Annotated in this window: 21 protein-coding genes and 2 tRNA genes; 4 read left to right on the top strand and 19 right to left on the bottom strand. The window is 35.2% G+C overall.

Annotated elements, in window-relative coordinates; all coding sequences use genetic code 11:
* Window position 1: 1 nt before the first annotated feature.
* The 3 genes from G8E00_RS00670 to G8E00_RS00660 form a co-directional block, all read right to left on the bottom strand.
* The gene (locus tag G8E00_RS00670; protein ID WP_166008873.1) at window positions 2-919 is read right to left on the bottom strand and encodes a restriction endonuclease; all 918 of its coding nucleotides are present in this window, start codon (window positions 917-919) and stop codon (window positions 2-4) included.
* Window positions 920-1,190: 271 nt separating this feature from the next.
* Window positions 1,191-2,759: a glutamine-hydrolyzing GMP synthase gene (gene guaA / locus G8E00_RS00665; protein WP_166008875.1), complete on the bottom strand. Its 1,569-nt coding sequence runs from the start codon at window positions 2,757-2,759 to the stop codon at window positions 1,191-1,193.
* Between the two features lie 197 nt (window positions 2,760-2,956).
* Window positions 2,957-3,373 (bottom strand): DoxX family protein, encoded by a 417-nt coding sequence (locus G8E00_RS00660; protein ID WP_166221318.1) that lies wholly within the window; start codon window positions 3,371-3,373, stop codon window positions 2,957-2,959.
* 196 nt (window positions 3,374-3,569) lie between these two features.
* On the opposite strand from G8E00_RS00660, the gene G8E00_RS00655 reads away from it, so the two are divergent.
* Window positions 3,570-4,202 (top strand): DedA family protein, encoded by a 633-nt coding sequence (locus G8E00_RS00655; RefSeq protein ID WP_166221316.1) that lies wholly within the window; start codon window positions 3,570-3,572, stop codon window positions 4,200-4,202.
* Window positions 4,203-4,204: 2 nt separating this feature from the next.
* On the opposite strand, the gene G8E00_RS00650 is transcribed toward G8E00_RS00655, so the two are convergent.
* The 5 genes from G8E00_RS00650 to G8E00_RS00630 all read right to left on the bottom strand — a co-directional run bounded on the left by G8E00_RS00650 (window position 4,205) and on the right by G8E00_RS00630 (window position 7,132).
* The gene (locus G8E00_RS00650; RefSeq protein WP_166008879.1) at window positions 4,205-4,801 is read right to left on the bottom strand and encodes a LysE family translocator; all 597 of its coding nucleotides are present in this window, start codon (window positions 4,799-4,801) and stop codon (window positions 4,205-4,207) included.
* 228 nt (window positions 4,802-5,029) lie between these two features.
* The gene (locus G8E00_RS00645; protein ID WP_406741381.1) at window positions 5,030-5,431 is read right to left on the bottom strand and encodes a hypothetical protein; all 402 of its coding nucleotides are present in this window, start codon (window positions 5,429-5,431) and stop codon (window positions 5,030-5,032) included.
* 30 nt (window positions 5,432-5,461) lie between these two features.
* Complete coding sequence (locus G8E00_RS00640; RefSeq protein WP_166008883.1) at window positions 5,462-6,298, bottom strand: ParA family protein; 837 nt, start codon at window positions 6,296-6,298, stop codon at window positions 5,462-5,464.
* 121 nt (window positions 6,299-6,419) lie between these two features.
* The gene (locus G8E00_RS00635; RefSeq protein ID WP_166221314.1) at window positions 6,420-6,812 is read right to left on the bottom strand and encodes a SirB2 family protein; all 393 of its coding nucleotides are present in this window, start codon (window positions 6,810-6,812) and stop codon (window positions 6,420-6,422) included.
* An 11-nt stretch (window positions 6,813-6,823) separates the two neighbouring features.
* On the bottom strand, window positions 6,824-7,132 hold the full coding sequence (locus G8E00_RS00630) for a BolA family protein (protein ID WP_166221312.1): 309 nt from the start codon (window positions 7,130-7,132) through the stop codon (window positions 6,824-6,826).
* A gap of 234 nt (window positions 7,133-7,366) precedes the next feature.
* Here G8E00_RS00630 and G8E00_RS00625 point away from each other — a divergent pair.
* Window positions 7,367-7,439, top strand: a tRNA-Gly gene (locus G8E00_RS00625).
* Window positions 7,440-7,487: 48 nt separating this feature from the next.
* A tRNA-Gly gene (locus G8E00_RS00620) sits at window positions 7,488-7,563 on the top strand.
* A 101-nt stretch (window positions 7,564-7,664) separates the two neighbouring features.
* On the opposite strand, the gene G8E00_RS00615 is transcribed toward G8E00_RS00620, so the two are convergent.
* Genes G8E00_RS00615 through G8E00_RS00580 form a run of 8 tightly spaced genes read right to left on the bottom strand, consistent with a single transcriptional unit; the run spans window position 7,665 to window position 19,723 of the window.
* Window positions 7,665-8,927 (bottom strand): capsular biosynthesis protein, encoded by a 1,263-nt coding sequence (locus G8E00_RS00615; protein WP_166221310.1) that lies wholly within the window; start codon window positions 8,925-8,927, stop codon window positions 7,665-7,667.
* A gap of 1 nt (window position 8,928) precedes the next feature.
* Window positions 8,929-10,917, bottom strand: coding sequence for a capsular polysaccharide biosynthesis protein (locus G8E00_RS00610; RefSeq protein WP_166221308.1), 1,989 nt, complete (start codon window positions 10,915-10,917; stop codon window positions 8,929-8,931).
* Complete coding sequence (locus G8E00_RS00605) at window positions 10,914-12,212, bottom strand: LbetaH domain-containing protein (RefSeq protein ID WP_166221306.1); 1,299 nt, start codon at window positions 12,210-12,212, stop codon at window positions 10,914-10,916. Before G8E00_RS00605 ends, G8E00_RS00610 begins: the two co-directional genes overlap by 4 nt.
* Before the next feature lies 1 nt (window position 12,213).
* Window positions 12,214-15,495, bottom strand: a complete 3,282-nt coding sequence (locus G8E00_RS00600; protein WP_166221304.1) for an HAD-IA family hydrolase — start codon at window positions 15,493-15,495, stop codon at window positions 12,214-12,216.
* Between the two features lie 31 nt (window positions 15,496-15,526).
* Entirely contained in the window at window positions 15,527-17,182 is a 1,656-nt protein-coding gene (locus G8E00_RS00595; RefSeq protein ID WP_406741457.1) for a polysaccharide biosynthesis/export family protein, read from the bottom strand.
* Between the two features lie 36 nt (window positions 17,183-17,218).
* The gene (locus G8E00_RS00590) at window positions 17,219-18,316 is read right to left on the bottom strand and encodes a capsule biosynthesis protein (RefSeq protein ID WP_166221300.1); all 1,098 of its coding nucleotides are present in this window, start codon (window positions 18,314-18,316) and stop codon (window positions 17,219-17,221) included.
* Window positions 18,306-18,968: an ABC transporter ATP-binding protein gene (locus tag G8E00_RS00585; RefSeq protein ID WP_166221298.1), complete on the bottom strand. Its 663-nt coding sequence runs from the start codon at window positions 18,966-18,968 to the stop codon at window positions 18,306-18,308. Before G8E00_RS00585 ends, G8E00_RS00590 begins: the two co-directional genes overlap by 11 nt.
* Window positions 18,965-19,723 (bottom strand): ABC transporter permease, encoded by a 759-nt coding sequence (locus G8E00_RS00580; RefSeq protein WP_166221296.1) that lies wholly within the window; start codon window positions 19,721-19,723, stop codon window positions 18,965-18,967. Before G8E00_RS00580 ends, G8E00_RS00585 begins: the two co-directional genes overlap by 4 nt.
* Window positions 19,724-20,550: 827 nt before the next feature.
* On the opposite strand from G8E00_RS00580, the gene G8E00_RS00575 reads away from it, so the two are divergent.
* Window positions 20,551-21,921: a phosphohexomutase domain-containing protein gene (locus G8E00_RS00575; protein WP_166221294.1), complete on the top strand. Its 1,371-nt coding sequence runs from the start codon at window positions 20,551-20,553 to the stop codon at window positions 21,919-21,921.
* A 61-nt stretch (window positions 21,922-21,982) separates the two neighbouring features.
* On the opposite strand, the gene galE is transcribed toward G8E00_RS00575, so the two are convergent.
* From galE to G8E00_RS00560, 3 genes are read right to left on the bottom strand one after another with little or no spacing between them, the layout of a single operon-like run.
* Window positions 21,983-23,002, bottom strand: coding sequence for a UDP-glucose 4-epimerase GalE (galE, locus tag G8E00_RS00570; protein WP_166221292.1), 1,020 nt, complete (start codon window positions 23,000-23,002; stop codon window positions 21,983-21,985).
* A gap of 10 nt (window positions 23,003-23,012) precedes the next feature.
* Entirely contained in the window at window positions 23,013-24,659 is a 1,647-nt protein-coding gene (gene pgi / locus G8E00_RS00565) for a glucose-6-phosphate isomerase (protein ID WP_166221290.1), read from the bottom strand.
* Window positions 24,656-25,921, bottom strand: coding sequence for a nucleotide sugar dehydrogenase (locus G8E00_RS00560; protein ID WP_166008895.1), 1,266 nt, complete (start codon window positions 25,919-25,921; stop codon window positions 24,656-24,658). The genes pgi and G8E00_RS00560 overlap by 4 nt, the downstream gene beginning before the upstream one ends.
* Between the last annotated feature and the right edge of the window lie 4 nt (window positions 25,922-25,925).

The following is a 25,925-nucleotide window of genomic DNA, read 5'->3' as shown; positions in this document are numbered from 1 at the left end:
ATTAAAAGTTATCTTCATCAAATCGATCTTGGTCTATTTTATAAATATGAAAACTTCGTTCAATTTGCACACCTAAACCAAATTCGATCATTAGAGATGTGAGCTTATCTCCATCAATTAGAACAATCCCTGATTTTTTAGCCGATTCTATAGCTTCTTTACTAAAACCCGATGTTGTTATAAACACACCTTTTTTAGCTACTTGGTCTGCTAGAGCCCCTTTAAATTGTTGAATTTCAGGGCGACCTACTGTATTTTCCCAACGTTTTGCCTGAATGTAAATCTTATCTAATCCTAATCGATCTTCACTTATCACCCCATCAATTCCGCCATCATTCGTTTTGCCAATTGCTTGTGCAGCATCCTGATGTGAACCTCCGTAGCCCATTGTTACAAGAAGATCGACAACCAATTTTTCAAAAAACTGAGGAGACTTAGTCTTAATCAAATCAAGTAATTCACTTTTTAAATCGTCTTTTAACAATTTCGATTGATCAGATATAATTTCTGGCGGTGTTAATTCTTCATTATTTACAGCTATTTTTTGCTCTGCCAGTTTCATTTCTCTATCAGTTTTTTGGTTCAGCTTTCTAAAATCATTAAAGGATTCAAACTGAGATAAATATTTTGGTGTAAGACTTTTAAGGTTGCTTAAATCTAAACTCTCACCGACTTTCGATAACTGAAAATGAGCCTTTCTAGGATAATCAATAATTCCAGCTTTTTTTAAATAGGTTTTAGCCCACTGTAGACGATAAAAAATTATATTTCGTCCATCATCCATAGTTGCATTTTTTTCTTCTTCTGAACAATCTAAAACTTTAAGTAGTTCACTATATGCATCACTTAAACTATATATTTTATTTTCATTTTGCATCATTCTCAGCAAAGGCAACATAAGATCATAATGAGTAAGCATAGTAAGCAATTAATTTTTAAAAATTTATTTATTGTAAAACAAAAAAAGAGCACCTAAGTGCTCTTTTTTAAAAAATTTTATTAACTGCTTCAAGCACAGCTTTCAGCGTAATTCAGGCAAGAAGCGTTACTTCTTGAAAGCCCTCACTGCCGCAAGCATAGCTCTTGGCGTAATTTAGGCAAGAAGTTTCACTTCTTGAAAGCCCTCACTGCCGCGAGCATAGCTCTTGGCGTAATTCAGGCGGACAGCAGTGCTGTCCGAAATCCCTGAATTACTCCCATTCAATCGTAGCTGGTGGTTTAGAAGAAACGTCATACACCACACGAGAAACTTCAGCAATTTCATTCATGATACGAGTCGAAATCTTATCAACAAGTTCATAAGGAAGATGCGCAAAACGAGCAGTCATAAAGTCAACAGTTTCAACCGCACGAAGTGCAATCACCCATGCATAACGACGACCATCACCGACTACACCCACAGATTTCACAGGTTGGAATACAGCGAACGCTTGAGCAGTTTTGTCATACCAACCACTTGCACGAAGCTCTTGCATAAAGATGTCATCAGCAATACGAAGAATATCTGCATATTCTTTTTTCACTTCACCCAAAATACGCACGCCCAAACCTGGACCTGGGAATGGATGACGGTAAAGCATTTCAAATGGAAGACCTAAAGTTGTACCTAAACGGCGAACTTCATCTTTAAACAAATCACGGATTGGCTCAACCAATTCAAATGCTAAATCTTCTGGTAAACCACCCACGTTGTGGTGTGATTTAATCACGTGCGCTTTACCTTGCTTACTTGCAGCAGATTCGATCACGTCTGGGTAAATTGTCCCTTGAGCAAGGAAGTTTACGCCATCAAGCTTACGTGCTTCTTCAGCGAATACTTCAATAAACTCACGACCAATAATTTTACGTTTTTTCTCAGGATCAACTTCGCCTTTAAGTGCCGTTAAGAAACGCTCTTCAGCATCGGCACGAATCACGCGAATACCCATGTTTTTCGCAAACATGTCCATCACTTGCTCGCCTTCGTTCAAACGAAGTAAGCCATTGTCTACGAACACACATGTCAATTGATCGCCAATTGCTTTATGAAGCAATGCTGCAACCACAGATGAATCCACACCACCTGAAAGACCGAGTAGAACTTTTTGATCACCAATTTGCGCGCGAAGTTGTTCAACACGTAAATCAATGATGTTTTCTGAGTTCCAAAGATTACGGCAACCGCAAATTCCATGAACAAAGTTGTCGAGTAACTCTTTACCTTTTGCAGTATGTGTTACTTCTGGGTGGAATTGGATACCATAGAAACGACGAGTTTCATCTGACACCATTGCCACTGGGCAACTTGGTGTGCTTGCTGTAATTTGGAAGCCTTCAGGAATTTGAGTAACTTTATCGCCGTGGCTCATCCAAACTTTTAATTGGTCTTTGTTATCTTCAAGATCACCAATTAATTTGTCACGTACTTGAATATTTACTTCTGCATAACCAAATTCGTGAACAGTACCTGGCTCTACTTTACCGCCAAGTTGTTCTGACATGGTTTGTAAACCATAGCAAATACCAAGAACAGGTACACCAAGTTCAAATACAACTTGTGGTGCACGTGGACTACCTTCTTCATGAACACTTTCTGGACCACCTGAAAGAATGATCCCGTTTGGGTTAAATGCACGAATGTCTTCTTCAGACATATCAAATGCGTACATTTCTGAATAAACACCAGCTTCACGTACACGACGTGCAATAAGCTGACTATATTGAGAACCGAAATCCAGAATAAGGATACGATCTTCAGTAATTTGGGTATTGGTAGTCATGGCAAACAACTATGCAGGCAACGAATATAAGCGCGCTATTCTAGCATTTTTATACACGCTACGCACATGATTCGAACAATGTGAAAATCAAAACTTTAAACTATTGAATCAAAAAGTTTTATTCAGATAATTTGAATTTTAAAAGAGAAAAGGCGGATCAATGCTCTGTATCAACATTAATCCACCTTTTCACTCACTTATTTTTCTAAATGATGATCAACACTAATACGACCTGCGCCATGAAGCATTAAAAATAATAATCCACCCACCATGGCTAAATTTTTCATAAAGTTGATACTGTCTTCTGCACCATCATGAAAAATAAATGCTGTGATTAAGCTAAAAATAGCCAAGCCAAATGCAGCCAAACGAGCTTGCAAACCAAACAGTAAAGCTAAACCACCGCCTAATTCAACAAAAATGGTCAAAGGCAATAAAGCACCCGGCACACCCATACTTTCCATATAGCCCGCTGTCGCAGTATAAGCAGTCACTTTACCCCAACCTGCCACAATGAAAATATAAGCCACCAGTAAACGTCCTGCCAAAGCAACAAAATCATTTACAGCAGGTTGATTCACAATATTTTTAACAACAACATTTGGATTAAACATAATAAACGCCTTCTTTTCTGTCTGTATTTTTAAGATAGGGCTATGTTATGCAGATACGATTACTTCTTAAACACCAAAAACCAGACTTATCGTTGCAAATTTAAAACAATGATGGCTATTTTTATCTGGATTTCATACTGACATTCCTTGCCTAGACTGCTAGGATTTGAGAACACTTTTGCTCAGTTTTCACTTTATGTATTTAATCGATTTTATTTTGCATGTAGACGAACATCTCTTTGAATTTATAAAAAATTATGGTGTATGGGTCTACGGTATTCTATTTCTTATTATCTTTGTGGAAACTGGCTTAGTGGTGATGCCATTTTTACCTGGAGACAGTTTACTTTTTGCAGCGGGCGCACTTGCAGCGTCTACAGGTGAATTGAATCCTTGGTTACTGGTGCTCTTGCTTTTTATTGCCGCAGTACTCGGTGACACACTGAACTATCATATTGGTAAATACATCGGTCCACGTGTATTTGAAATTGACTCACGTTTTATCAATAAAAAGCATCTCAATTACACGCAAGCCTTTTTTGAAAAACATGGTGGGAAAACCATTATTTTTGCCCGCTTTATTCCTTTTGCACGTACCTTTGCACCTTTTGTTGCGGGTGCTGGAAGCATGAATTACAAATACTTCCTGACTTATAATGCCATTGGTGGTATCAGTTGGGTCGGCTCATTTGTCTTACTCGGTTACTTATTTGGTAGTCATCCATTGGTCAAAGACAACTTCACCCATTTGGTATTCGGTATCATTATCTTAAGTATTTTGCCTGGTGTGATTGGTTTTATCCGACATAAATTCTTTAACAAAGATTGAGCTTAAAAATCGAAGAATCCGACAAATACAGGCAACATACTGAGCATAAGAAACATGGCCGATCCCTTATATAAGCGGTCGGCTGTCATACCTTTCACATCCCCTGTTAGCACTTTGCGACCAAAATAAATCCAAGCCAAAGCACATGGGATCAAAATTAAACAGAATACGCCAATCACAAAACCATAATTTTGAAAAGAATCCCATGTCCATTGAGGGAAAATACCCGCTGCAAACAATAAGGATTTCGGGTTTTTTAAGGTCGATATAAATAACTGACTACGGTTTAAGGTTGTATTTTTGCGACTATGCTGTTCTAAATGTACAGTCTTCCACAAATGAAATGCGAGCCAAAGCACATATAACGCACTGATGGCATGTAAAATTGACGTAAGCATTGGCCATACAGGCATCGTTAAATGCATGATCAAAGACCAAATACTAATGCCGTAGACATAGCCTAATAATTGAATTGGAATTAATGAAAAAGTTTTAAAAATTCCTTGGTGGTGTGCTGAACTTGCCAACAAAGCATTGGTTGGACCTGGGATAAGAAGAACTGCAAATATTGCAAAAATAAAAAGCCAGTTTTCGACCATAGACGTTTCTAACTGAATCTTAAGAGAAAGACACCTTAAACGAAAACATCAAAACCTTACAAGTCATAAATATGAACAAAATATGAATATCGCGTTTAAAGATCACGCTAGATATGTTCATTTATTTGATTTATAAAAAATTATATTGAAACATTTTGATTAAAAAAATAGCAGAAGTCCATTCACAGTCAAATAGACACTCTGCTAGATCCAAACAATATTAAATGTTTATTTTTTCTTTTGTTCTACAACACGTTTAGGTACATAACCACAATTTTTAAATTGCGCAGCTTGGCTTAATGCATCTTGTTCACCATATAAACGTGATAATTCGCTATTTTTGGTTTCAGAAGACTGCCCCATATTGACTGAAATTGAAGGACCGATACCCCAGCCACCACGACTGCCCCAACCACCGCCAAGACCCAGCCCCACGCCAACACCTTTACTCTTAGGCGGTTGCACACCGCTGTTGATGTATTGCTGAATGCGTTCAAACTCAGCACTAATTTGAGCACAGTTCATCGCTTGATATTGTGTTGGAGAAACATAAGTGGGTTTAACCGTTGTCGCACAACCTGAAAGTAAAGCCACAGTTGTGACGAGCAGTCCCAAAGAAGCTTTTTTAATGTGAATAGCTTTCATTTTATTCATCTCATCTTATTTATTTTCAATCTCATTGAACAACGATTGATAAGCTTGAGTCAATTTATGATCTGTAGCTAAATAAATTAACGGTTGATTTTTATGATGAGATTCTTTCATGATGACCGACGGCGGTAACATACTGTTAAATACAGGTAAACCTTCATCTTTGAGTTGTTGCACAACTTGGTTGGGCAATTTAGCCTGAGCTTGGAACTGATTCACCACAATACCTTCGATTTGTAAGGCATCATTATGGTCATCCTGTGTTTCAATCACATTTTCAATCAATGTCTGTAAAGCACGTTTAGAGAACACATCACAGTCAAATGGAATCAGAACACGATCCGATGCAATCAGTGCTGACAATGTAAAAAAATTAAATGCAGGCGGTGTATCAATATAAATACGATCATATTTAGAAGAAAGACTTTTGATCGCATCGCGTAATTTATAAATTTTATGTTTCGCTTCTAGTGCATGTTCTAAGTTGCCCAAATTTGGACTGGCTGGAATCACATCTAAATTTGGAAATGGCGATTGATGAATATAAGCATCAAATCCCTTATTGCGTGTTTTAAGCAGTGAGTCGATGGCATTGCCAATTAAACTTTTCGATTGCCCATTGCCCAGCACATCATCGAAAAAGTTTTCAATATTGGGTTCTAATGCCGTTTTCATCGCTGAATAAGTGGCATCATCTCCCAACAAATATTGGCTTGAGTTCGCTTGAGGATCTAAGTCAATCACCAATGTTCTTAAACCTTGATGCGCACTTATTGCTGCTAAATTCACGGTAATACTGGATTTTCCCACACCACCTTTTTGATTAAACACCACACGTATACGCATAAGTCCCTCAAAAATTATTTTTATATCTTGTATGCAGTTTAACCTACACCACATACAAGAGAAATCATTCTGTCTAACAATTATACAATTCAACGCTTTAGATAAAACAATTACCCGTGAATTATCCAAATACAGGCTTGATCATGACCAGACTCAAAAGCGCTGCTAAAGCAACAATACCAATCACCATACCTGCCCGGCGCTGTGTCAGCAAGATGTTTGTATCTTTCTTAAAAGCTTTTAATAAAGAAGATATCACTACAAGAAATAACACCACTTTGGCATAGAACCATGGTTTTACTTCAAAATGATTCATGAACAGCAATGTAATGCCTGTCAAAATAATCAATAAATATGAAAAATGTTGTAATCCGACAAAGAACTTACGTGTCTTAGGGTTAGGTTGATCCCCTTGTGTTCCCACAAATAAAGCATATACACCAATCACAATGGCAAGAATCAGTAAACTTGCACTGGACATATGTACAATTTTAACCAGCAAATGAGCATCCATAACTTGAGTCCTTATGTTTTAGGGGCATGTGCACATTCAGGGCTTTCTGGTGCCTGACCTGTCCATTCCGTTGGAATATAAGCATGAATCGCCAATGCATGAATCTTACCTGCACTTAAAAGATCACCTGCCGCCGCATAAACCTTTTGATGGCGTTGCACTAAACGCAAACCAGCAAAATCTTCACTGACAATACTCACTTTAAAATGAGATTCTTTGCCAGGGAAATACCCACCATGCCCTGCGGATTCATTGACCACAGCTAAGTGAGTTGGGTTCAATTGCTGTAAACGTTCAATCAACTCTTGTTCTAAGCTCACAGACATACTCCAAAATTTCAATCTTTATGGGTCAAGAGTATACCTTGTTCTGCAAAAATGATTTATGACTGACTATGTTTTGAAAATAAATTTGAAAATTCAACCTGATGAAAAGACTCAATATGCTTATTCAATAAGCTATTTAATCCAAAATGGTTTTATTTTATGCAATTGATACAAGATTTTTCATAAAGTTATTGACCCATTTTTTGCTTAATGTATTATACACGGCATGCGGGAATAGCTCAGTTGGTAGAGCATAACCTTGCCAAGGTTGGGGTCGGGAGTTCGAGTCTCCTTTCCCGCTCAAAATTTTTTAGTATGGTTTTTTCATTTAAAAAACGATATAGACTCCGCGGGAATAGCTCAGTTGGTAGAGCATAACCTTGCCAAGGTTGGGGTCGGGAGTTCGAGTCTCCTTTCCCGCTCCAGATTCTAAAAAGCCTTCATCGAAAGATGGGGGCTTTTTTTATATATCCATCAAATAAAAGCCCAACATTTTTCACAATGCAGGGCAAATCATCAGTAGAAATTAAACTCTTTCTTTAATCACATTATTCAATTCTTTGGGATGCGTATTCTTATTACCCTCTATTAAATAAGAACGTTGCATCCACGGTGAATGACCATAGTAAGAACCATTGAGCTGTGAATATTCAATTAACGCAGCCCGGTAATGTTTAAAGTATTTTTGATCCACCACACCAGGCTTCTTCCAAAACTCATCCAATGAATACTGATTTGTTAAGCGTGGTAAATTATACATGGCATAACCAATCACCTTGACCGGAATATGATGGTACAAAGCTTGTAATACCGTAGTGCTATTGACAGCAACCATTCCCAAACTATGTTTTAATAATGTTGGTAAATGAATATCACAAAAATAATGCGTACGCCCAACCACACCATATCGAATAGATAAGTCGTTAATTAAACTTGTATAATTACGATAACCCCGATCCATAGGATGGTGCTTTAACACCAAATGATGTTCAGGTTCAGAAAATCTAGCAAAGCTTTTAATTACATGTTCAATATATTCTTCCATGCTTTTTAATTCACTATGAATTAAAATCTGTGAATCATTATGCACTTGTAAAGCAAACATATAATATTGCTTAGAATACTGCTGAATAAAACGCTTAAATTTGAATGGCTCTATACAAAAATTTCGCGCACGTCTGAGCAACGATAGAATCCAACTCCAGGACTCTTGTGAAGTTGTTAGATTCCGATGGTGTTGATAATGTGGAAAACATTTTGAAAAATACCAAATCGCAGCGTAATAAAAAATCGCACAACAAACCATAAACCAATAAGAATTCTGAGTTTCCTCGATGGGTTTAATATTTACGGGTTCAATCATTTGCTGATCTGATAAAGTATCAACGAAATTGGAGAAGAAATTTACTCCACCTTGCTCAAAAGTAATATAATTTGGGCGTATATAACCCTCTTCAAATGCAAAAAAATCAATATTAAAGAGCGTTGAAACCTCTTTAGCAACTCGATGTAAAGGGCGGCAATCTCCAAAACATACAATTGCTTCAATTTCATGCTGATTCACAAATTGACTTATCCAACTTTTAAAGTTTTCAAATGGCTCTTTAAAATCAAAAACATTTTGTTGATTGCCAAAATAGAATCGATCCCCACCATTAAAATTAATTTTATAGGTTTCTACTCCATACCCTTGTAACCACAATGCAAACTTCCTAAAAAAGTACCCCATTGGCCCCTGTAACAGGAGTACTTTTTTTGATAACAACAATTGGTCTATATGAATAGACATATTACTTTTTCCAAAAGCTTACTCTTCGCAATAATTTTGCGAATAGATTTTTTAAAGTATTTGATTGATATATCGTTGTTAATCGATGCGCTTCAATATAATCAATTACATCTTCAGGGTTAACCAAAGGAATATCCATTTTAGCTGTATGTGCTAAATTGTAAGTCGGATATTCGATTAAAGTGACATATACTAAACGCTGCAAATCCAATGTGTTATTACGACGTATACATTTATGTCTATCTGTTGTTAATCCCCACCCCGCATAGAATGGTAAACCATAACAATACACCTTCACACCTCTAATCAATGCCTCAAAACCACTGAGTGACGATATAGTATGCAATTCATCCACAACATCAAATAATCGTTGAATTGATATACTTTTCTCTATTTGATCAGCATATAAGTAAGTTGTTTCTGTTGAGATTTTGCCTAGACGTAATCCTGCTTCCACATCTGGATGTGGTTTATAGATTACATATGCTTGGGGATGATCTAACCTGACTTGTTGTAGTAACTTTAGATTTGTTTTTATATCTACACCACCCAACTGAATGGACATATCATCTTCAACTTGCCCAACAACTAGAATAATTTTTTTATCTTTACTCGGTCTTTCTATATCTTGATTCACACCCACATTATATTTTGATATTTCTAAGCGTCGCAGATTCTTAAGTAACCGATCTACTCTAAGCTGCTGCTCAGTATCCAAGCTTTGAATATTATTAAACAATTGTTCAATACGTGAAGGGCTCGTTGCGTCGTAGTAAATTCCAATATCATCAAATACCAGTGAACATGGTCGAATCAAATTCGCACCCAATCCTATAGAACGGATAAATCCATCCTCTACCGTGATGACATTTTTATAACCTAGATCTTTTAATAATTTTGCTTTTTGCCCCCAAGCCAAAACATGCTCTTTTTTTGCAGGTTTAAAGAATTTTTTGAATTGGATTGTGGTTTTAGGAAAATTTAAGAAATCGCAAATAAATTGTTTTTTCCATGGACTAAATCCATAAGCAATGACCGAACCTGGGAGCTTTTTTTGGAACTCAATATTTGGAATTAACATTTTTAAAATGTCTTCTAATTCACAGCTTTCTTGAGTTATTGGCGAGACATAGCGTGCATATTTTAAATAAGCACATGCAAACAAGTGTTCTAATGATCGATTGATTCCACGTCTGTTTTGAAGTATTTGTATTGGAGCATATCGATCATTTGTGATGCCCCAACCTGCATACCAAGGTATGCCGAAGCAATGGACTCTTTTCCCAGCCAATAGTGCTTCAAAACCCATTTGTGAACTGACCACATAAACTTCAGAAAAAGAGCTAAATAAAGCAAATGGATTGACATGGTCAGTTATAGCTTTTACATAGGGCAATCTAAAGTCTTCAGTTGCAAAGTGTCCTTGTGATTTTCCTGCTAATACATCTGGATGGGTTTTAATCCAAATAGTTGCATTGGGATGATTTTGGTGGGCTTGTTTAAGCATTTGCTTAAACGTGCCTGCATTTGCCCCTGCAAATTTGATTGATTCATCACCAAAGGTTTGGTCAATTAGTAAAATATTTTCAGTGTTTTTAAGTGCTGTTATTACAGCAGGATTTAGATCGTTGAAGCTTTGATTATATTTGGTAATTTGATGTGCCAATATAAACTGAATTGCTTTTTTTGCACGTTGGTTTAATTCAATATGTTCCTCTTGTAAAATAAGTTTTTCTAAATCTGAAGTCACAGTACTGTCAAAATAAATCCCTGTTTGATCCACAACTATAGATAAGGGCTGATAACCTTCTTTACCTAAACCGAGTGAGCGAATAAAACCATCTTCTGAACACAAGCACTGAAGCCCATGCTTTTGAGCATAAGCCTCTGCTTTGTAGTAGCTTGGTTTACGCCCCCAACCTAGTATTTTTTTAGAAAAATAAAATTCAGTAAAAAACTTATGAATATTGGCAATTTTTTCTAAACTCATTGATTAATTGTGTCCAAATAACTAATCATAATCCTATCTAAAATTGCATAACATTTATCATTAGGGTGTATACTATCATCAACTATATGGCTTTCAATATCTTCAAAATAGGTAGAAACATCTATAGAATTATCTTTAAATTTATTAATTAGATAATAATAATTCCAGATAGGATGATTATAAGAGCCATTATTATTAATAAATTTTCCTCGAACCCTGTTAAGACTTTCTCGCCCATATAAACACCAGAATAAGAAATAAATTCCTTTCTTTTGAGAGTAAAAATTTAATCTTTTAACACCTTCACTATAACATTTTAGATCATTATCATGACCAACAAATTTATGATTAATGAATCTCGAATCCTTTCTTTCATTATCAATGGTAGTATTACCTATCCTAAAATCAGGAACAAATAAAATAATTTTTTTAAAGTTTTCCAACCACCATTCAATCATTCTTTTAGATTGATCGCTAGTTAAAGCCATTGCAGGGATAGGCAGTAAATAAAAACTAGGATCTGCTATTTTCCCATCGAACCATTTTTTTTGCCATATCTGAATATGAGATGGCCCTATTACAGCAGTCTCATATACATTTATTTTATAAATACTCTTATGAGTATTTAAATAATATTTTTTTAGATTAAGTTTAGTAATTTTTTTAAAATCTAAATCTTTTATAAATTTAAAATCATTAACTAAATCAGTTCTATCATCAAAAAATTGACTTATATCATATTTCCACCACTTACTGGCTAAGTGCTTTGCAATCAAATCTTCATCAAATCTATAGCCAATAACTTTAGCAGGGCTTCCTGAAACAATTGCATAAGGAGGAATATTATCTAAAACATAACTATTCGGATAAATTAAAGCACCATCACCTATTTCAACACCTTCATTAATTACTGAGTTTTGACCAACCCTAACATCATTACCAATAAAACAAATCTGATCTTTTTCATAATAAAATCTTTTTGATTTAATTTTTGAATAGTAGGAATCAGTAAAATTAGAGGTTATTGATTCCCCATAAACAAAATTATGATTACTAAATGCAGATCTGTCTATTTTTCGACCTATGTAACAATTACGCTCAATAATACTGAAGCGCCCTACAAAGGTATTCTTACAAATCACCCCATGCTCAATAAGACTATAAGCACCCAAATAGAATCGTCCATCTAGCTTTCCTCTTACTACGCCAAATTCTTCGATAAAACCTTCACCATTGAAATTTTTTTCAGAGAAAAACACTTTATTTTCTTGAGAAAATTTTAAAAAAATATCCATATTACAACCATTTACTCAATTTTTTTCCTACAAATCTTATTGAAATAAGAGAACTATCTTCAAAAAAAGATTTTGGATCTCTATTCAATTTTTGGATTTTTTTATCACTAATAAGCCCTTTGTCAGAAACTGTTTTTAAAATAAATGAAGTTATTGGATTCCTAATTAAAGAAGATGATTTATCATCATCTACTTTATACATTTCATAAAGTTCAGCACCTTCAGGCCATATTGGCGATTGATTGTTCATAGACTCAAGTAATGATCTATGATTTCTGCCACTATAGTAGTTTTCGAAGTTTACGCCTTCGAAAATTTTTACATCGGTATAGCATGGTGATTTAAGAAAATTTAAATACGGATTTACAATTTCATCCATTACTATATTAAGATCATAAAAATTTTTATTATAAATCGTCATGAAATCTTCAATAAAATTTAATGCCCCTTTATGAATTTCTTTAATGGCATTAATACGTTTTTCCTCTCCAATCGTAGAGAGCTTAATTGGTGTAAAGGAGCCATTTTTTTCATCCATTTTAACAAAAGAACCACTTTCATTTAAAAATAGCATTTCAAACATCAAAATATTTTTAACATAAGGATGTTCTTTATCTTTAGGAGATACAGCATCAAACCAACAACCTTTTCCAAAAATTTTGTCAGAGATAATATTACTAATACCCTCATAAGTTACAAAGTAATATCCATTAATCTTTGAATTTTTTCTCAAATCCATAATCGACTTTTGCATAGTACCATTATGACCAATATCGACTATAGCATTCCTTTTATCTGTATTATAAACACCTTCATTTTTATAATATTTAAGAATATTCTCTCTTTCTTTCTTTGCATTTAAAAGAATGTCATCAGATATATGATGAATGAACTTAATTAAATTTTCTCTATGTTCCTTATAATTAACAACTTGATTGACTGAAGTTAGACCACATCTTTGAATAACTTCAAGCGGAGTATTTTCAATATGCACTCCAAATCTTTGTTCCATCAATTTATTTAAATTAATAGGATTAAAATTAACACTCAACATTCTAACTAGATCATCTTTATTTTTTAATGCCGGTACATTAAGCCCTCTTCTCGAACCATATAAATAAGACATATCAGAATTAATATCTATAAACTTACCAACTATTTTTGATGCCTTATATATAATCTCACCATCTCTAGCCAAGAAAAACAGCTTGTCAATTTGATCATTTTTTGCTTCTTTTAAAATCCATTGTGTAAAACCTAATAGTATAGGACCAAAGATCGAATATCCAAAATTATCTAAACTTCCATTGACATAACTATTATTAACAATCAATGAATTATCACAAATCTTATTAGCTATAAGCCCTTTAACAATAGAGTTAAAAACATTATCAGAATTTTTAATTTCACGGCCTAATAGTGTATTCTTATCTAATACATTCATAGTCGATTGCAAATAAAGACTATTAATTCCATGCTTTTTACTATTCACTATATCCACAACATGATTATCACCAATATGAAGGATATCTGAAGCTGAAATATTAAGTTTATCTATAACGTATGGATAAATATTTGATGTAGCTTTTAAAAGACCAATCTCTGAGGATAGGTATATTTCACTATAACCTTTTATTCCATTTTTATTTAAAAGCTTTAATATAAATGCCTTATCAAAAAAGGTATCAGAAATTATTATAACTTTTTTCTTCAACTTCAATGCTAGATTGAATAGATGAACCCCTATTTCTCTTGCTCTGATTAACTTAAATTCATAATCTAATTCTAAATTATATAACTTATTGACTTGCTCCTCATTTAAATCATATTTTTCACCTATAACTTTATATCGCTCAAATAAGGGTACTTCCTCGCCCTTAACTTTATCTAAAGGCACATCTTTTCTTACATTTAATCTAATTTCTCTAAAATTTGTCAGTTTTTCTGAAATCTTAATTACATCATCCTGCATATAATTAAATAAATCATCTGGTTTTGCGAATGGACGAACTAGTAGGGTATCAAATATATCAAAGCTTACGACTTTGTTTGCTTTCAATTTTTTTTCCATTTCATCATAAATTTTTTGTTTATTAATTAAACTTACCTTCTTATCATCCAAAGCAAGCTTACTTTTATTTATACTTTTTGGCTTTTGTTTAAATTTCTGGACTATATTATCCACTGCATTTAATTGCTTTCTTAACATTTCTGTTTTATCAATAGTCCCATAACTCCAATAAAATGCCAGCATATCTCTTAGCTTATCTTTTTCATTTAAGTATACTACTCTTTGTACTTTCTTAGTGGGTAATAAAGGAGTCAGAATCGTTGCCCAAAAATGTGGTGAAACGAATTCTTGATATATTGATATATAATTATCGATAGCGTAGTCATTTTTTAAGTTAAAGATTGGTCTATATAAAAACTCGGTTTTTTTCCCAAATGGTTTTGCTTCATGAACCACTGAGCTGGAAACAGAAAAGACATATTTTAACTTTTCTGATGAAAGCATTGCATATACAGGCCAATCTACAACTTCAACATTTTTAAATTTTTTAACATACTTTAAAACTTCTTCATCCCCGGACTTTACATAAGGGTGTCTAGAATAATAAACTTTATTATAATAGGCAGTAGCAGCTTCAAACTTTTCTTTAAAATCTAAAACAGTTAGCATCTTCCCATCTCTACAGATGGCTTTGTCTTCTAAAGTTTGACCCACAAATAAAGCTGAATTAGGACTTATTTCAAAATTAGATCTTTTAAAGCCTTTGTAACTTTGAATTTTAATTTTATCTGCATAAAGTTCATAGATTTTTTCATCAAAATTAAATTTTTTTAATTTTTCAAAAATTTTCGTATTATTACTTGAAAATCCAAAAAGAATATCATCTAAAAATCTTATTGGGTGTAACCAAATATCAATATAGTTAATATTAGCTCTGGTTAGTAAATTTCTAGTTTGTAGTGACAATTCATATCCAACAATAAGATTATCTTGTGGTATAAATTCTTTCAAATAACTTAAAGATGCATCATTAATTAATTCATCATTATAATAAAATTGCGTATGCTCAATATTCAAATCTATATCAGATAATTTAAAGAATTTTTTTCTACTAAAATATTTAGTATTTACTAAAGAGCTAATCATTTTTTGTGGCTCTATACCAGTAGATTGCTCTATTGGTCTTCTAAATAAGTCATAAACCCATTTTAAGTTACTAAATTGTTCTTTCTCTTTAGTCATTAAAAAATCTGAACAAATGAATATTTTCATAAAATTTCCACTAAATACTTATAAATACTGATTACCAATTAAGAGCTATTTTCCCAGCAACTGCGATTTGATAAAGAATTTGAGTTAAACCGCGCGCAAGTTCTACAGCTTTAGTTTGCATACGTGGCAACACTAAAATCTCATCACCTTGCTGAATCACATACGAAGATTTAACCAATTCAGCTGCTCCATTTTGATGAATCACCACCAACTTCGAACGGTTCGATTTTTGAGTAAAGCCACCCACTTCACCAATATAATCTTCTGCCTTCATGCCTTTTTGCCAAGCAACACCATTCGGGAAAGTCACTTCGCCATGCACCATAATCACAGAGGTACGCTCAGGAATTTTTAAAATATCCCCTTGTTCCAAAATAACTTCATCAAAATTCTGTGGATCTAAAACGACTTGACCTTTAGGTTCAACTTGACGTGCTTTTGCAATGAACTGTTTAACAAGTTCTGCATCTTTAACACGCAGATTTGCTTCTTCTTGAGTACTCGAACGAACAGACAGCGTTGCTTCTTCTAACTTATCCAAAGAAACATTCAGCATTTCCTTTTGACGTTCAGCCACTGACGGACGAAATAATTGCAAAGAATCTAATTCTGCAAGACTATTCGGTTTCAATTGATTCAGCACATCAGACAATTTTGCCCCATACGGTAAAACCACCGCATGTGCGCCATTATGTGCACCTTCTACACGCACTTGAATGGTTCCAGCATAACGATCTGCTGTAACTGTTAAGACATCTCCATCTTGAATATAGACATGCTGAGCTTCTGCTAAAGAGTAGTATTCACTTCTATATTCCGTGCCTTGGCGACGCATGATGCTGACATTGGTCGCCCCAGGCTTAAGTTTTGCTACAGATAAAGCTTGTGCTACTGAAACTACAGGTTGGTCAAACTCAAAATCATAAGCATTATAAACTTCACCTGAAATATTAAAGGTATGCGTGCGAGCACCGACAACAATCACGTCACCATCACGAAATGAAAAGTTTTGAATTTTCCCCTTTACTAGAAACTCATATAGATCTACATTTTGTATGAATTGTCCATTACGTAAAATTCGAATATTAATGTAACTACCACGTTCAGGATCTACGCCTCCCGCCCGATCCAAATATGCGAGTGCAGTATCATTTGCTAAACCACCATAATTGCCCGGCTGATTTACAAAGCCAGTAACTAAAACTTTAACGGGTTGGGCTTGTTCTAATGATGCATATACTCCAACATTCGCCACATATATTCGGCGTACCTGTGATTCAATTAAAGACTGCAACTGTCCGTTACTTACACCTGAAACTTTCACTGGTCCAATATTGGGAATAAAAATATTTCCCTGAGGGTCAACAGCCTGAGTTCCTGCAAACTGATATGCGCCCCACAACCTTAAATTAATATTATCGCCAGGGTTAATTTTATAACTGCTGTTAAAAGTAGTTCCTGTTGATGTTGCAAATGCACCTTTGAAGAGTTGCGAACCAAACATTTTATTATTCGTTTGATATTTCAATGAACTAGTTGGTGATAAATCTACCACTGACTGACTTGACAATATCGATTGATCCGCACTTTGTGGCATATTTTGAGTTGGTGATAAACTATTCACCAGCAACTCTTGAGGTAACATATTATTGCTATCAAATGAATGACTTACCGTAGCACTCATCATAGGTATAATTGAAAGTAATAGATATTTTTTCACTATTTATTCCCTGTGCTCACGAACAATCGAATGAATTAAAAGCCCAATACCAAATAAAATATTGAGTAAAATAAATGAAGTAATACTCAGGTAAATTTTGCGTGGATATAATGCATCTTGCGCTAAGCGGGGTTTTGAAATAACGACCAATTTTTTTAATTTGCGTGATGCTTCAAGTCTCGCCTTTTCAAGAGAAGTTAAAGACAATTTATAAAGATCTGTTGCAAAAGTAACTTGGGCTTTAAGCTCCTCAAAATCAGCAACGTTTTTATTCAGTTTGGCATTATTTGGCGAGGTCAATTTGGCACTTTCAGCTTCGATTTGCTTTTCAACAGATTCAATCTGACTTTTTATAGCAACCACTTGAGGGGCTTCAGATGTTAAGTAACTCAGTAAAGTCCTTTCTTCCGTTCTTAATTGCGCTATATTTGCCTGTAAACCAGCAATTAAGGTTGCAACGGCTTTAGCTTGTAATTCAGGATCAAAAATTTCATTTTTATTTTGATAATCCAATAATGTATCACGTGCTTGTTTCAATTGTAGAGTTGATTCTACCAGTTGCTTTTCCGCAAACGTTTGTTGCTCAAGCGCAATATTTAGAGAAATATCATTAATGAATGCATCACTCTGTTTTAAAATTTCTTGGTTAAGCTTTAACGAAAATTCTGGACTAAAACCTTGAGATGAAACTTCTAACATCATGGTTTTCTCGTCCAGATCAATTTGGACGACCTTGTTAAAATACTCGACCAACTCTTCAATGGTTGCATCTTTCTTTAGAGCAAATATTGGATCTTTTACACCATTAAATTCTTTGCGAATATTCAATTGATGATCGAGTTTTTCTACCATATCGCGCGAAACAATATATTTTTTTAGAATCTGAGAATCTTCCGCACTTGTATTTGGCACACCGAGCAAAGCCGTTAAACCCGTGGTATCAGGTACGACTGAATCACTGACTTGTTTCACCAAAATTATTGAGGATGACTTATAACGATCCTGAGCGACTATAGTCAAATAGAGTATAATCACGAGCAATGGAAGGAAGACAAAACAGCTATATGCAATGAATAGTCGTTTATTTATTTTAGTTTGCATAAGCTTTATATACCTCTACTGCTTCGAGTACATCTTCAAAATATTCTGCTTTGCCATCACGAACCAATAAAGCAACGTCACAATTTTGAGTTAAATCTCTTAAATCATGTGAAACCATAATAATGTTGGAGCTTTCTTTTAAATCATTGAGGAGATTTTGACTTTTTTTACGAAATGATGCGTCACCCACTGCCCCGACTTCATCAAGTAAATAATAATCAAAGTTAAATGCCATACTTAGCCCAAAACCAATTCGACTGCGCATACCATTTGAATAGCTTTTAATCGGCATATCGTAATATTTTCCAATCTCCGCGAATTCTTCGACGAAGCGCACGACGTAGTCTATTTGTTCTTCATTATCGACATATAGACGTGCAACAAAGCGTACGTTTTGACGCGCAGTTAAACTGCCTTGAAAACCACCAGATAATGCAACTGGCCATGAAATTGATTTTTTAGTAATGACTTGGCCTGCATCAGCAAAATCAATTCCACCAATAATTCTTAATAACGTACTTTTACCAGCACCATTTTTCCCAAGTAATGCCACGCTTTTATTTTCTGGCAAAACGACATTGAGATCTTTGAAAACGTAATGACGTCCTTTAGGCGTGACAAATGATTTTGTTAACCCCTTTAATTCGATCATTTTGATTTCACCATTTGTCGTTCGAAACGCTTATATAGGAGTAAACCAATAAATAAAGAGGCAATGATCCAAATCACAAAATAACTTAAGCGAATTCCACTAACCAATTCGTAGGTTGGCGCAACAGCATGCCGCATCAATTCAATAATATGAATCAAAGGATTCCAGAGTAGATATTCTCTATACTGAACAGGAATAATATGAATTGAATATAGAATCCCCGACAGAAAATAAAGGATTAAAAATGCTACTGAAAGAAACTTCCCTATCTCTTTTGAAAAGTCGCCAATAACCATAAAAATCAAACTAAACGCGACCATAAAAATAAATAGTAGCGACCAATAGAAAATCAATTCAGGAATATGCTCAAAACTAATACTGTAGCCAAACCACAAAAATGCAGAAGAAAACAATATATAGGTCATGAAATTAAGTAAAAATTCTAAAAAATTTCTTGCCAATAATGCATCTATAGGCTTTACAGGACGGTAGCTAAACAATCCCTTATTGGACTGTATTGCGTTTAATGCCTGAGTCACACCTGAACGAAACATAAAAAATGGAAGAATCCCATTGATCAGAAAAATCTCATAATCTATTCCAGGTAATGTTCTTTGCATTATTGCACCAAACAAAAAGAGCATAATACCAATTGAAAATAATGGCTCTAAAAATACCCAAACATAACCTAATCGAAATTGCCCAAAACGGGTTTGTAATTCTCGTAATAATAGTGCACGAATTGCCATATACATGACTTTTAAACCGCTACGAGGTTTAATTCGAGGCATTTTTTTTAGTGACGAAAATTCCATAAATTTAGACTTTATAGTGAATCATATTCAGGTATAAGTAACAGATATCATACTGGCATCATTAATATTTACAAAGAAAATAATTAATATTTTTAGTGTATTAGTAAAATTAAACAATAGATAGATTTATTTTATAATCTAAATTTTAAATGCAAAAAAAATAAACAATCGATTTCAAAATATAATATTCTTTTGGTTGTTATGAATAAAAATTCTATTTTAATTACATATTTTCAGACTGATTCATAATATTTTAAATATAAATTTTTGAAGCATGGAGGCTTATGTCACAATAGTTTGTCAGTTATTTTTCATTTTTTATCATATTGCCGATCTTCGAAATTCACTCGGGTTTATTTCTTCAAAATTAAATTTTAAAAAATGATAGAGCATATGAACAATATTTTTATCCATTTAAACCTTTCTGTTTTACTAAAAAATATACTTTAATTTAAAGAAATTTTATTAAATTTTTTGTTGTAAATATAACGATAATAATCCAATAAGACTCTAAAAAATAAAAGAAAACTTATATCAATTAACAAAATTTTCACTTAAAAATTTTCAAATCAAATACCTAAAATCAAAAAATATTTCAGTGCTCCTAAACATAACTGAACAAGATCAAATGCTTGTAAGTGATTTATCGGCATTACAACAAAAACTTAGTCGAGAGCCACATATTTTAATATTTCTCTCCATCAAAGCACCGGTGACCTAGGCTATAATTTAAATAAATTTAAAGACATCAGACTAAAGACTGCATTATGAATAAACTCACTTGTTTTAAGGCTTATGACATTCGCGGAAAACTCGGCACAGAGTTAAATAATGAGATCGCCTACAAAATCGGGCGTGCATATGGACAAATATATCAACCTAAAACCATTGTAGTTGGCTGTGATGTTCGCTTAACCAGTGAAGAACTTAAGCAAGCCACCATTCGCGGTCTCAATGATGCAGGTGTTGATGTATTAGATTTAGGCTTAACAGGAACAGAAGAAGTGTATTTCGGTGCATTTCATTTAGATGTTCAGGGTGGCATTGAAATCACCGCAAGTCACAATCCGATGGATTATAACGGTATGAAATTGGTGCGTGAAAATGCTCGTCCAATTAGTGCAGATACAGGTTTAAAAGAAATTCAAACCCTTGCTGAAACTGAAAATTTTTCTGAAGTAAAGATTAAAGGTAAAACACAAAAATATAATATTTTGCCTGAGTTTATCGACTACCTGATGACTTATATCGACCCTGCAAAAATTCGCCCATTAAGATTGGTGATGAATGCAGGTAATGGTGCTGCAGGTCATGTCATTGATGCGATAGAAGCAAAATTTAAAGAACTGAATGTCCCGATCGAATTCATTAAAGTGCATAATGAACCAAATGGACATTTTCCAAATGGTATCCCCAATCCAATCTTGGTTGAAAACCGTGGTAGTACACGTGATGCAGTTTTAATCCATGGCGCTGATATGGGAATTGCATGGGATGGTGACTTTGACCGTTGTTTCCTCTTTGACGAAAAAGGTCAATTCATTGAGGGCTATTATATCGTTGGTCTACTTGCTCAAGCATTTTTACTAAAACAGTCTGACGAAAAAATTGTTCATGACCCACGTCTAATTTGGAACACTTTAGACATTGTTGAACAATTTAATGGTGTTGCGGTTCAATCTAAATCTGGGCATGCTTTTATTAAAGATGTCATGCGCGAGCACAATGCCGTATACGGTGGTGAAATGAGCGCGCACCATTACTTCCGTGATTTTGCATACTGTGATAGCGGCATGATCCCATGGTTATTGGCTGTTGTTGTGTTATCTGAGACAAAACAGTCACTCTCAAGCTTGGTTGAGGGCATGATCACTAAATTCCCATGTAGTGGTGAAATCAACTTTAAAGTCGAAGACACTCAAAAGACCATTCAAAAAATCTTTGATCATTTTGCAGATCAAAACCCTGCAATTGATCAAACCGATGGCGTAAGTTTAGATTTTGGAGCATGGCGTTTAAACGTACGTGCTTCTAATACTGAGCCATTATTGCGTTTAAATATTGAAAGTCGTTTAGACAAAAACCCACAACCAATGCAAGTTTATGTCGATGAATTAACCCAACTGATTCAAGGTTAATCATCATTCAATAAAAAAAGGAGCGTTTACGCTCCTTTTCTATGTCCCAAATTCGTATCGATTATTTTTGATAACCCTTTGGATTTTGCTTTTGCCAATTCCAGCTGTCTGCCAACATGTCTTCAAGTTGGTATTTCGGTGTCCAACCAAGCTCGGCAACAGCTCGTGCATTGTCCGCAAACGACGTTGCAACATCGCCAGAGCGACGTGGTGCAATCTCAAAAGCCACAGGTACACCATTGACCTTTTCGAAAGCATTCTTCACTTGGAGTACTGAAGAACCATTGCCTGTACCAATATTCCAAGCACGACATCCCGTATTTTTCAGACGATTATTCAAGGCGCATAAATGTGCATTGGCCAAATCGACCACATGAATATAATCACGTACGCCTGTACCATCAACAGTGTCGTAGTCATCACCAAAAATCGATAATTTTTCACGACGTCCGACTGCTACTTGAGTAACAAATGGCATTAGGTTATTTGGAATCCCTTGAGGGTCTTCGCCAATTTGCCCACTCTTATGTGCACCCACTGGATTGAAATAACGCAGTAATGCAATGGACCATCGCTCATCGGCAACAGCCAACTTTTCTAATAATTGTTCAACGATTAACTTGGTATAGCCATAATTATTACTTGGCATACCTGTTGGCATATCTTCACTTAAAGGCGATACATTGGCTTCATCATAAACCGTCGCAGATGAACTAAATACCAAGGTAAACACCCCTGCACGCTCCATCGCTTTTGCCAAGCTAATTGAACCTGCAATATTATTATCAAAATAAGCCAGTGGAATTTGCTGACTTTCTCCAACTGCCTTTAGACCAGCAAAATGAATCACAGCATCAATTTTATGCTGAGAAAAGACCTGATCTAAAGCTTCTGCATCACGAATATCACCCTCAACAAAGCTTAAGGTTTTACCCGTGAGTGCTTGTACTCGAACCAAGGACTCTTGTGAACTATTCGATAGGTTGTCATATACAACAACGTCATGACCGGCAGATAATAATTCCACACATGTATGCGAACCAATATAACCCGCGCCACCTGTTACTAAGATCTTAGCCAATGACTAACCCTCACATTTTGTTATTTAATAAAATCTGAATCAAACCACGCGTAGATTCGTCGAGCTGACTTAAATCTTGTTGTGTTCCATTCAGAATTGGGAGAATTTGATTGGCAATTTCTTTGCCTTTTTCTACGCCCCATTGGTCAAATGGGTTTATATTCCAGATTACCGATTGGACAAAAACTTTATGTTCATATAATGCAACCAACATACCTAGACTAAATGGACTGAGCTCATTAAGCAAGATGGTCGTACTTGGCTGATTTCCTTGATACTGTTTATATAAAGGTAAATCTGAGAGTTCAGATTGATTCAGCGCTTGATTACCAAAAGCTAACAATCTTGACTGAGCTAAACAATTCGACAATGCCAAGTGATGTTGCTCGACCAAAGCCTCTGCATTTTCTGCGTAGGTGAATTGATTGGCATTATAACGATGCACTGGTGCAATAAAGTCACAACTGACCGAATGTGTTCCTTGATGGAGCAATTGATAAAAAGCGTGTTGGGCATTTGGCCCGACCTCACCCCAAATAATGGGACAGGTATCAAAATTCACTTTTTGATTGTCACGCTCAATCGATTTACCATTGGACTCCATTTCCAATTGTTGCAAATACGATGCAAAATATTTTAATCGACCATCATAAGGCAACACAGCATGCGTTTGAATATTCAGAAAATTATTATTCCAAATACCTAAAAGCCCCATCATCACTGGGATGTTTTGTGCCAAAGGTGCAGTTTGAAAATGCTGATCAATCGCATGTGCGCCAGCCAATAACTGTTTAAACCCTTCTACACCTATATTCAGTGCAATGGGCAAACCAATACACGACCAAAGTGAATAACGTCCACCAACCCAATCCCAAAGTAAGAATTGGTTTTCAGGAGCAATACCCCACTCTGTCATCTTTTCAGGCTTAGTCGACACCCCAACAAAATGATGTTTCACCACATGACCTTGATCACCCAATGATTTTTCCAACCACTGACGAACGGTTTGTGCATTTGAAAGCGTATCAATCGTGCCAAAAGACTTAGATGAAATAATAAAGAGTGTCGTTTCTGGACGTAATTGATGCAGTAGATCGGATAACTGACTGCCATCCATGGTCGACACAAAGTGTACGTTCAATGGTTTGGTGGTTTTGACTTTATAGTCTGATAAAGCATGGCTCACCATCAGTGGACCTAAGTCTGACCCACCTACACCAATATTCACCACATCTTGAATGACTTCCCCTGTACAACCACGATACTGGCCTGCATGTATTTGATTGACGAGTTTAAACATACGCTCAAGCTGAACATGAACTTGCTCATGAATTTCATGATGAGATTGATGATCTTCAGGCAAACGAAGTGCCCAATGCATGGCTGCACGTTGTTCGGTATAGTTAATTTTTTCAGTTGAAAAAAATCTGTTAATCCATTGATTCAAGTCTTTGGATTCAGCCAGTTTCACCAACCCGTCAATCACATCTTGATCGATGCGATGCTTACTAAAATCGAAAACCAATTGATCGAAATTCAAGGTATAACGATGAAAACGTTCCGAATCATCTGCAAATAACTGATTCAGATGCTGATCTTTTTTAATCGATGCTAAGTCACGAAGATCGTGAGTGATCGCTGATTTTGTATTGTTCATGAGCGACCCACTCCTTGATATGCAAATCCTTGCGCCTTCACAAACTCAGGATCAAATATATTACGACCATCCAAAATAAGTGGGTGATGCATATATTGCTTTAGACGGCCAAAATCGGGGCTCCAATACTGCTTCCACGCTGTCATCAAGCATAATGCATCTGCATTTTCTGTTGCCTGATACTGGTCCTCAAATAAAATTAAATCTGGACGACCGCCATATTGCTTTGCAATCTGTTCCAAGGCTTCAGGATCATGCAATTGTACAATTACGCCTTGTGCCCAAAGTGCATTGAGCATGGCATGAATCGAGGCATTTTGGATACTGGAGGTATTTTCTTTAAAGGATGCACCCCATATCGCAATTTTTTTGCCTTTAAGATCACCCTCAAAATAATTCCATAATTTACGGAACAAAATTTCTTTCTGCTGCTCGTTAATATTCCAAACCTGTTCCAATAAACGACTTTTCGCTCCAGTCCCAGAGACCGTATTGGATAACGTTAAAATATCATGTGAGAAGTTTTCACCACCAAAGCCTGCACCAGGTAATAAATAAGAAGATCCAATTCGGCTATCTGCCGCCAAACCCTGCTGAACATTTGAAATATCAATCCCTAACTTTTCAGACACCAAAGCCAAGTCATTCATATAGCTAATACGTGTCGCCAACATGCCTGAAATACTGAGCTTGGTAAATTCAGCATCCAATAATGGCATAAAAAGGTATTGGTGTTTAGCTGGAAACAAAGGTCTAAATAGCTCTTGGATCAATTTTGCTGTGCGCTGTTGATCAATACCAAAAATGATTTTTTGCATTTGGGTAACACTATTTAAAGCATTCCCTTCTTGAATATTATCAGGAAGATATGCCCAACAATCAGTCGAATCACTCAATTCAGACAATTGCTTGGTTCCATTTAGACCAAAAGTCGAACCGTTAATAAATAGCTTTGGTCGTTGATAGGGCTTTTGAACAATTTTCTGAATAATGCTTTTTGCTCGTTCATATTCAGAAGAAGCCAAACTCATGAAACAGACTTGATGATCGAAATTAAGCTCAGAAAACTTTTGTAGTTTTAAAAAGCCTTTTTGAATTTGCTTTTGAATCAGCTGATTGACATTGTTGTCTTGATATTGAGTTGTACACTGAGTTTCAGTTTCCAACTCATTCAAGCACCAATATACCTGATGTCCATACTCAGCAAACAACCCTGCAAAGACTGCGGCTTGCAGCGTTGTTCCGAAAACATTTATGTTCATGGCA

It is taken from the genome of Acinetobacter shaoyimingii, assembly GCF_011578045.1.
In the GTDB taxonomy this organism is placed as follows: domain Bacteria; phylum Pseudomonadota; class Gammaproteobacteria; order Pseudomonadales; family Moraxellaceae; genus Acinetobacter; species Acinetobacter shaoyimingii.
The sequence above is the reverse complement of the archived record's forward strand: the minus strand, read 5'-3'. Positions and strand labels throughout refer to the sequence as shown.

What these genes read in the sequence shown, in the direction of transcription:
- G8E00_RS00560 (WP_166008895.1), bottom strand. Translation starts at nt 25,921, where the DNA reads ATGAACATAAATGTTTTCGGAACAACGCTGCAAGCCGCAGTCTTTGCA.
- G8E00_RS00595 (WP_406741457.1), bottom strand. Translation starts at nt 17,182, where the DNA reads ATGATGAGTGCTACGGTAAGTCATTCATTTGATAGCAATAATATGTTA.
- pgi (WP_166221290.1), bottom strand. Translation starts at nt 24,659, where the DNA reads ATGAACAATACAAAATCAGCGATCACTCACGATCTTCGTGACTTAGCA.
- guaA (WP_166008875.1), bottom strand. Translation starts at nt 2,759, where the DNA reads ATGACTACCAATACCCAAATTACTGAAGATCGTATCCTTATTCTGGAT.
- G8E00_RS00590 (WP_166221300.1), bottom strand. Translation starts at nt 18,316, where the DNA reads ATGCAAACTAAAATAAATAAACGACTATTCATTGCATATAGCTGTTTT.
- G8E00_RS00575 (WP_166221294.1), top strand. Translation starts at nt 20,551, where the DNA reads ATGAATAAACTCACTTGTTTTAAGGCTTATGACATTCGCGGAAAACTC.
- G8E00_RS00670 (WP_166008873.1), bottom strand. Translation starts at nt 919, where the DNA reads ATGCTTACTCATTATGATCTTATGTTGCCTTTGCTGAGAATGATGCAA.
- G8E00_RS00610 (WP_166221308.1), bottom strand. Translation starts at nt 10,917, where the DNA reads ATGAGTTTAGAAAAAATTGCCAATATTCATAAGTTTTTTACTGAATTT.
- G8E00_RS00580 (WP_166221296.1), bottom strand. Translation starts at nt 19,723, where the DNA reads ATGTATATGGCAATTCGTGCACTATTATTACGAGAATTACAAACCCGT.
- G8E00_RS00640 (WP_166008883.1), bottom strand. Translation starts at nt 6,298, where the DNA reads ATGCGTATACGTGTGGTGTTTAATCAAAAAGGTGGTGTGGGAAAATCC.
- G8E00_RS00655 (WP_166221316.1), top strand. Translation starts at nt 3,570, where the DNA reads ATGTATTTAATCGATTTTATTTTGCATGTAGACGAACATCTCTTTGAA.
- G8E00_RS00660 (WP_166221318.1), bottom strand. Translation starts at nt 3,373, where the DNA reads ATGTTTAATCCAAATGTTGTTGTTAAAAATATTGTGAATCAACCTGCT.
- G8E00_RS00650 (WP_166008879.1), bottom strand. Translation starts at nt 4,801, where the DNA reads ATGGTCGAAAACTGGCTTTTTATTTTTGCAATATTTGCAGTTCTTCTT.
- G8E00_RS00635 (WP_166221314.1), bottom strand. Translation starts at nt 6,812, where the DNA reads ATGGATGCTCATTTGCTGGTTAAAATTGTACATATGTCCAGTGCAAGT.
- G8E00_RS00600 (WP_166221304.1), bottom strand. Translation starts at nt 15,495, where the DNA reads ATGAAAATATTCATTTGTTCAGATTTTTTAATGACTAAAGAGAAAGAA.
- G8E00_RS00605 (WP_166221306.1), bottom strand. Translation starts at nt 12,212, where the DNA reads ATGGATATTTTTTTAAAATTTTCTCAAGAAAATAAAGTGTTTTTCTCT.
- G8E00_RS00615 (WP_166221310.1), bottom strand. Translation starts at nt 8,927, where the DNA reads ATGTCTATTCATATAGACCAATTGTTGTTATCAAAAAAAGTACTCCTG.
- G8E00_RS00585 (WP_166221298.1), bottom strand. Translation starts at nt 18,968, where the DNA reads ATGATCGAATTAAAGGGGTTAACAAAATCATTTGTCACGCCTAAAGGA.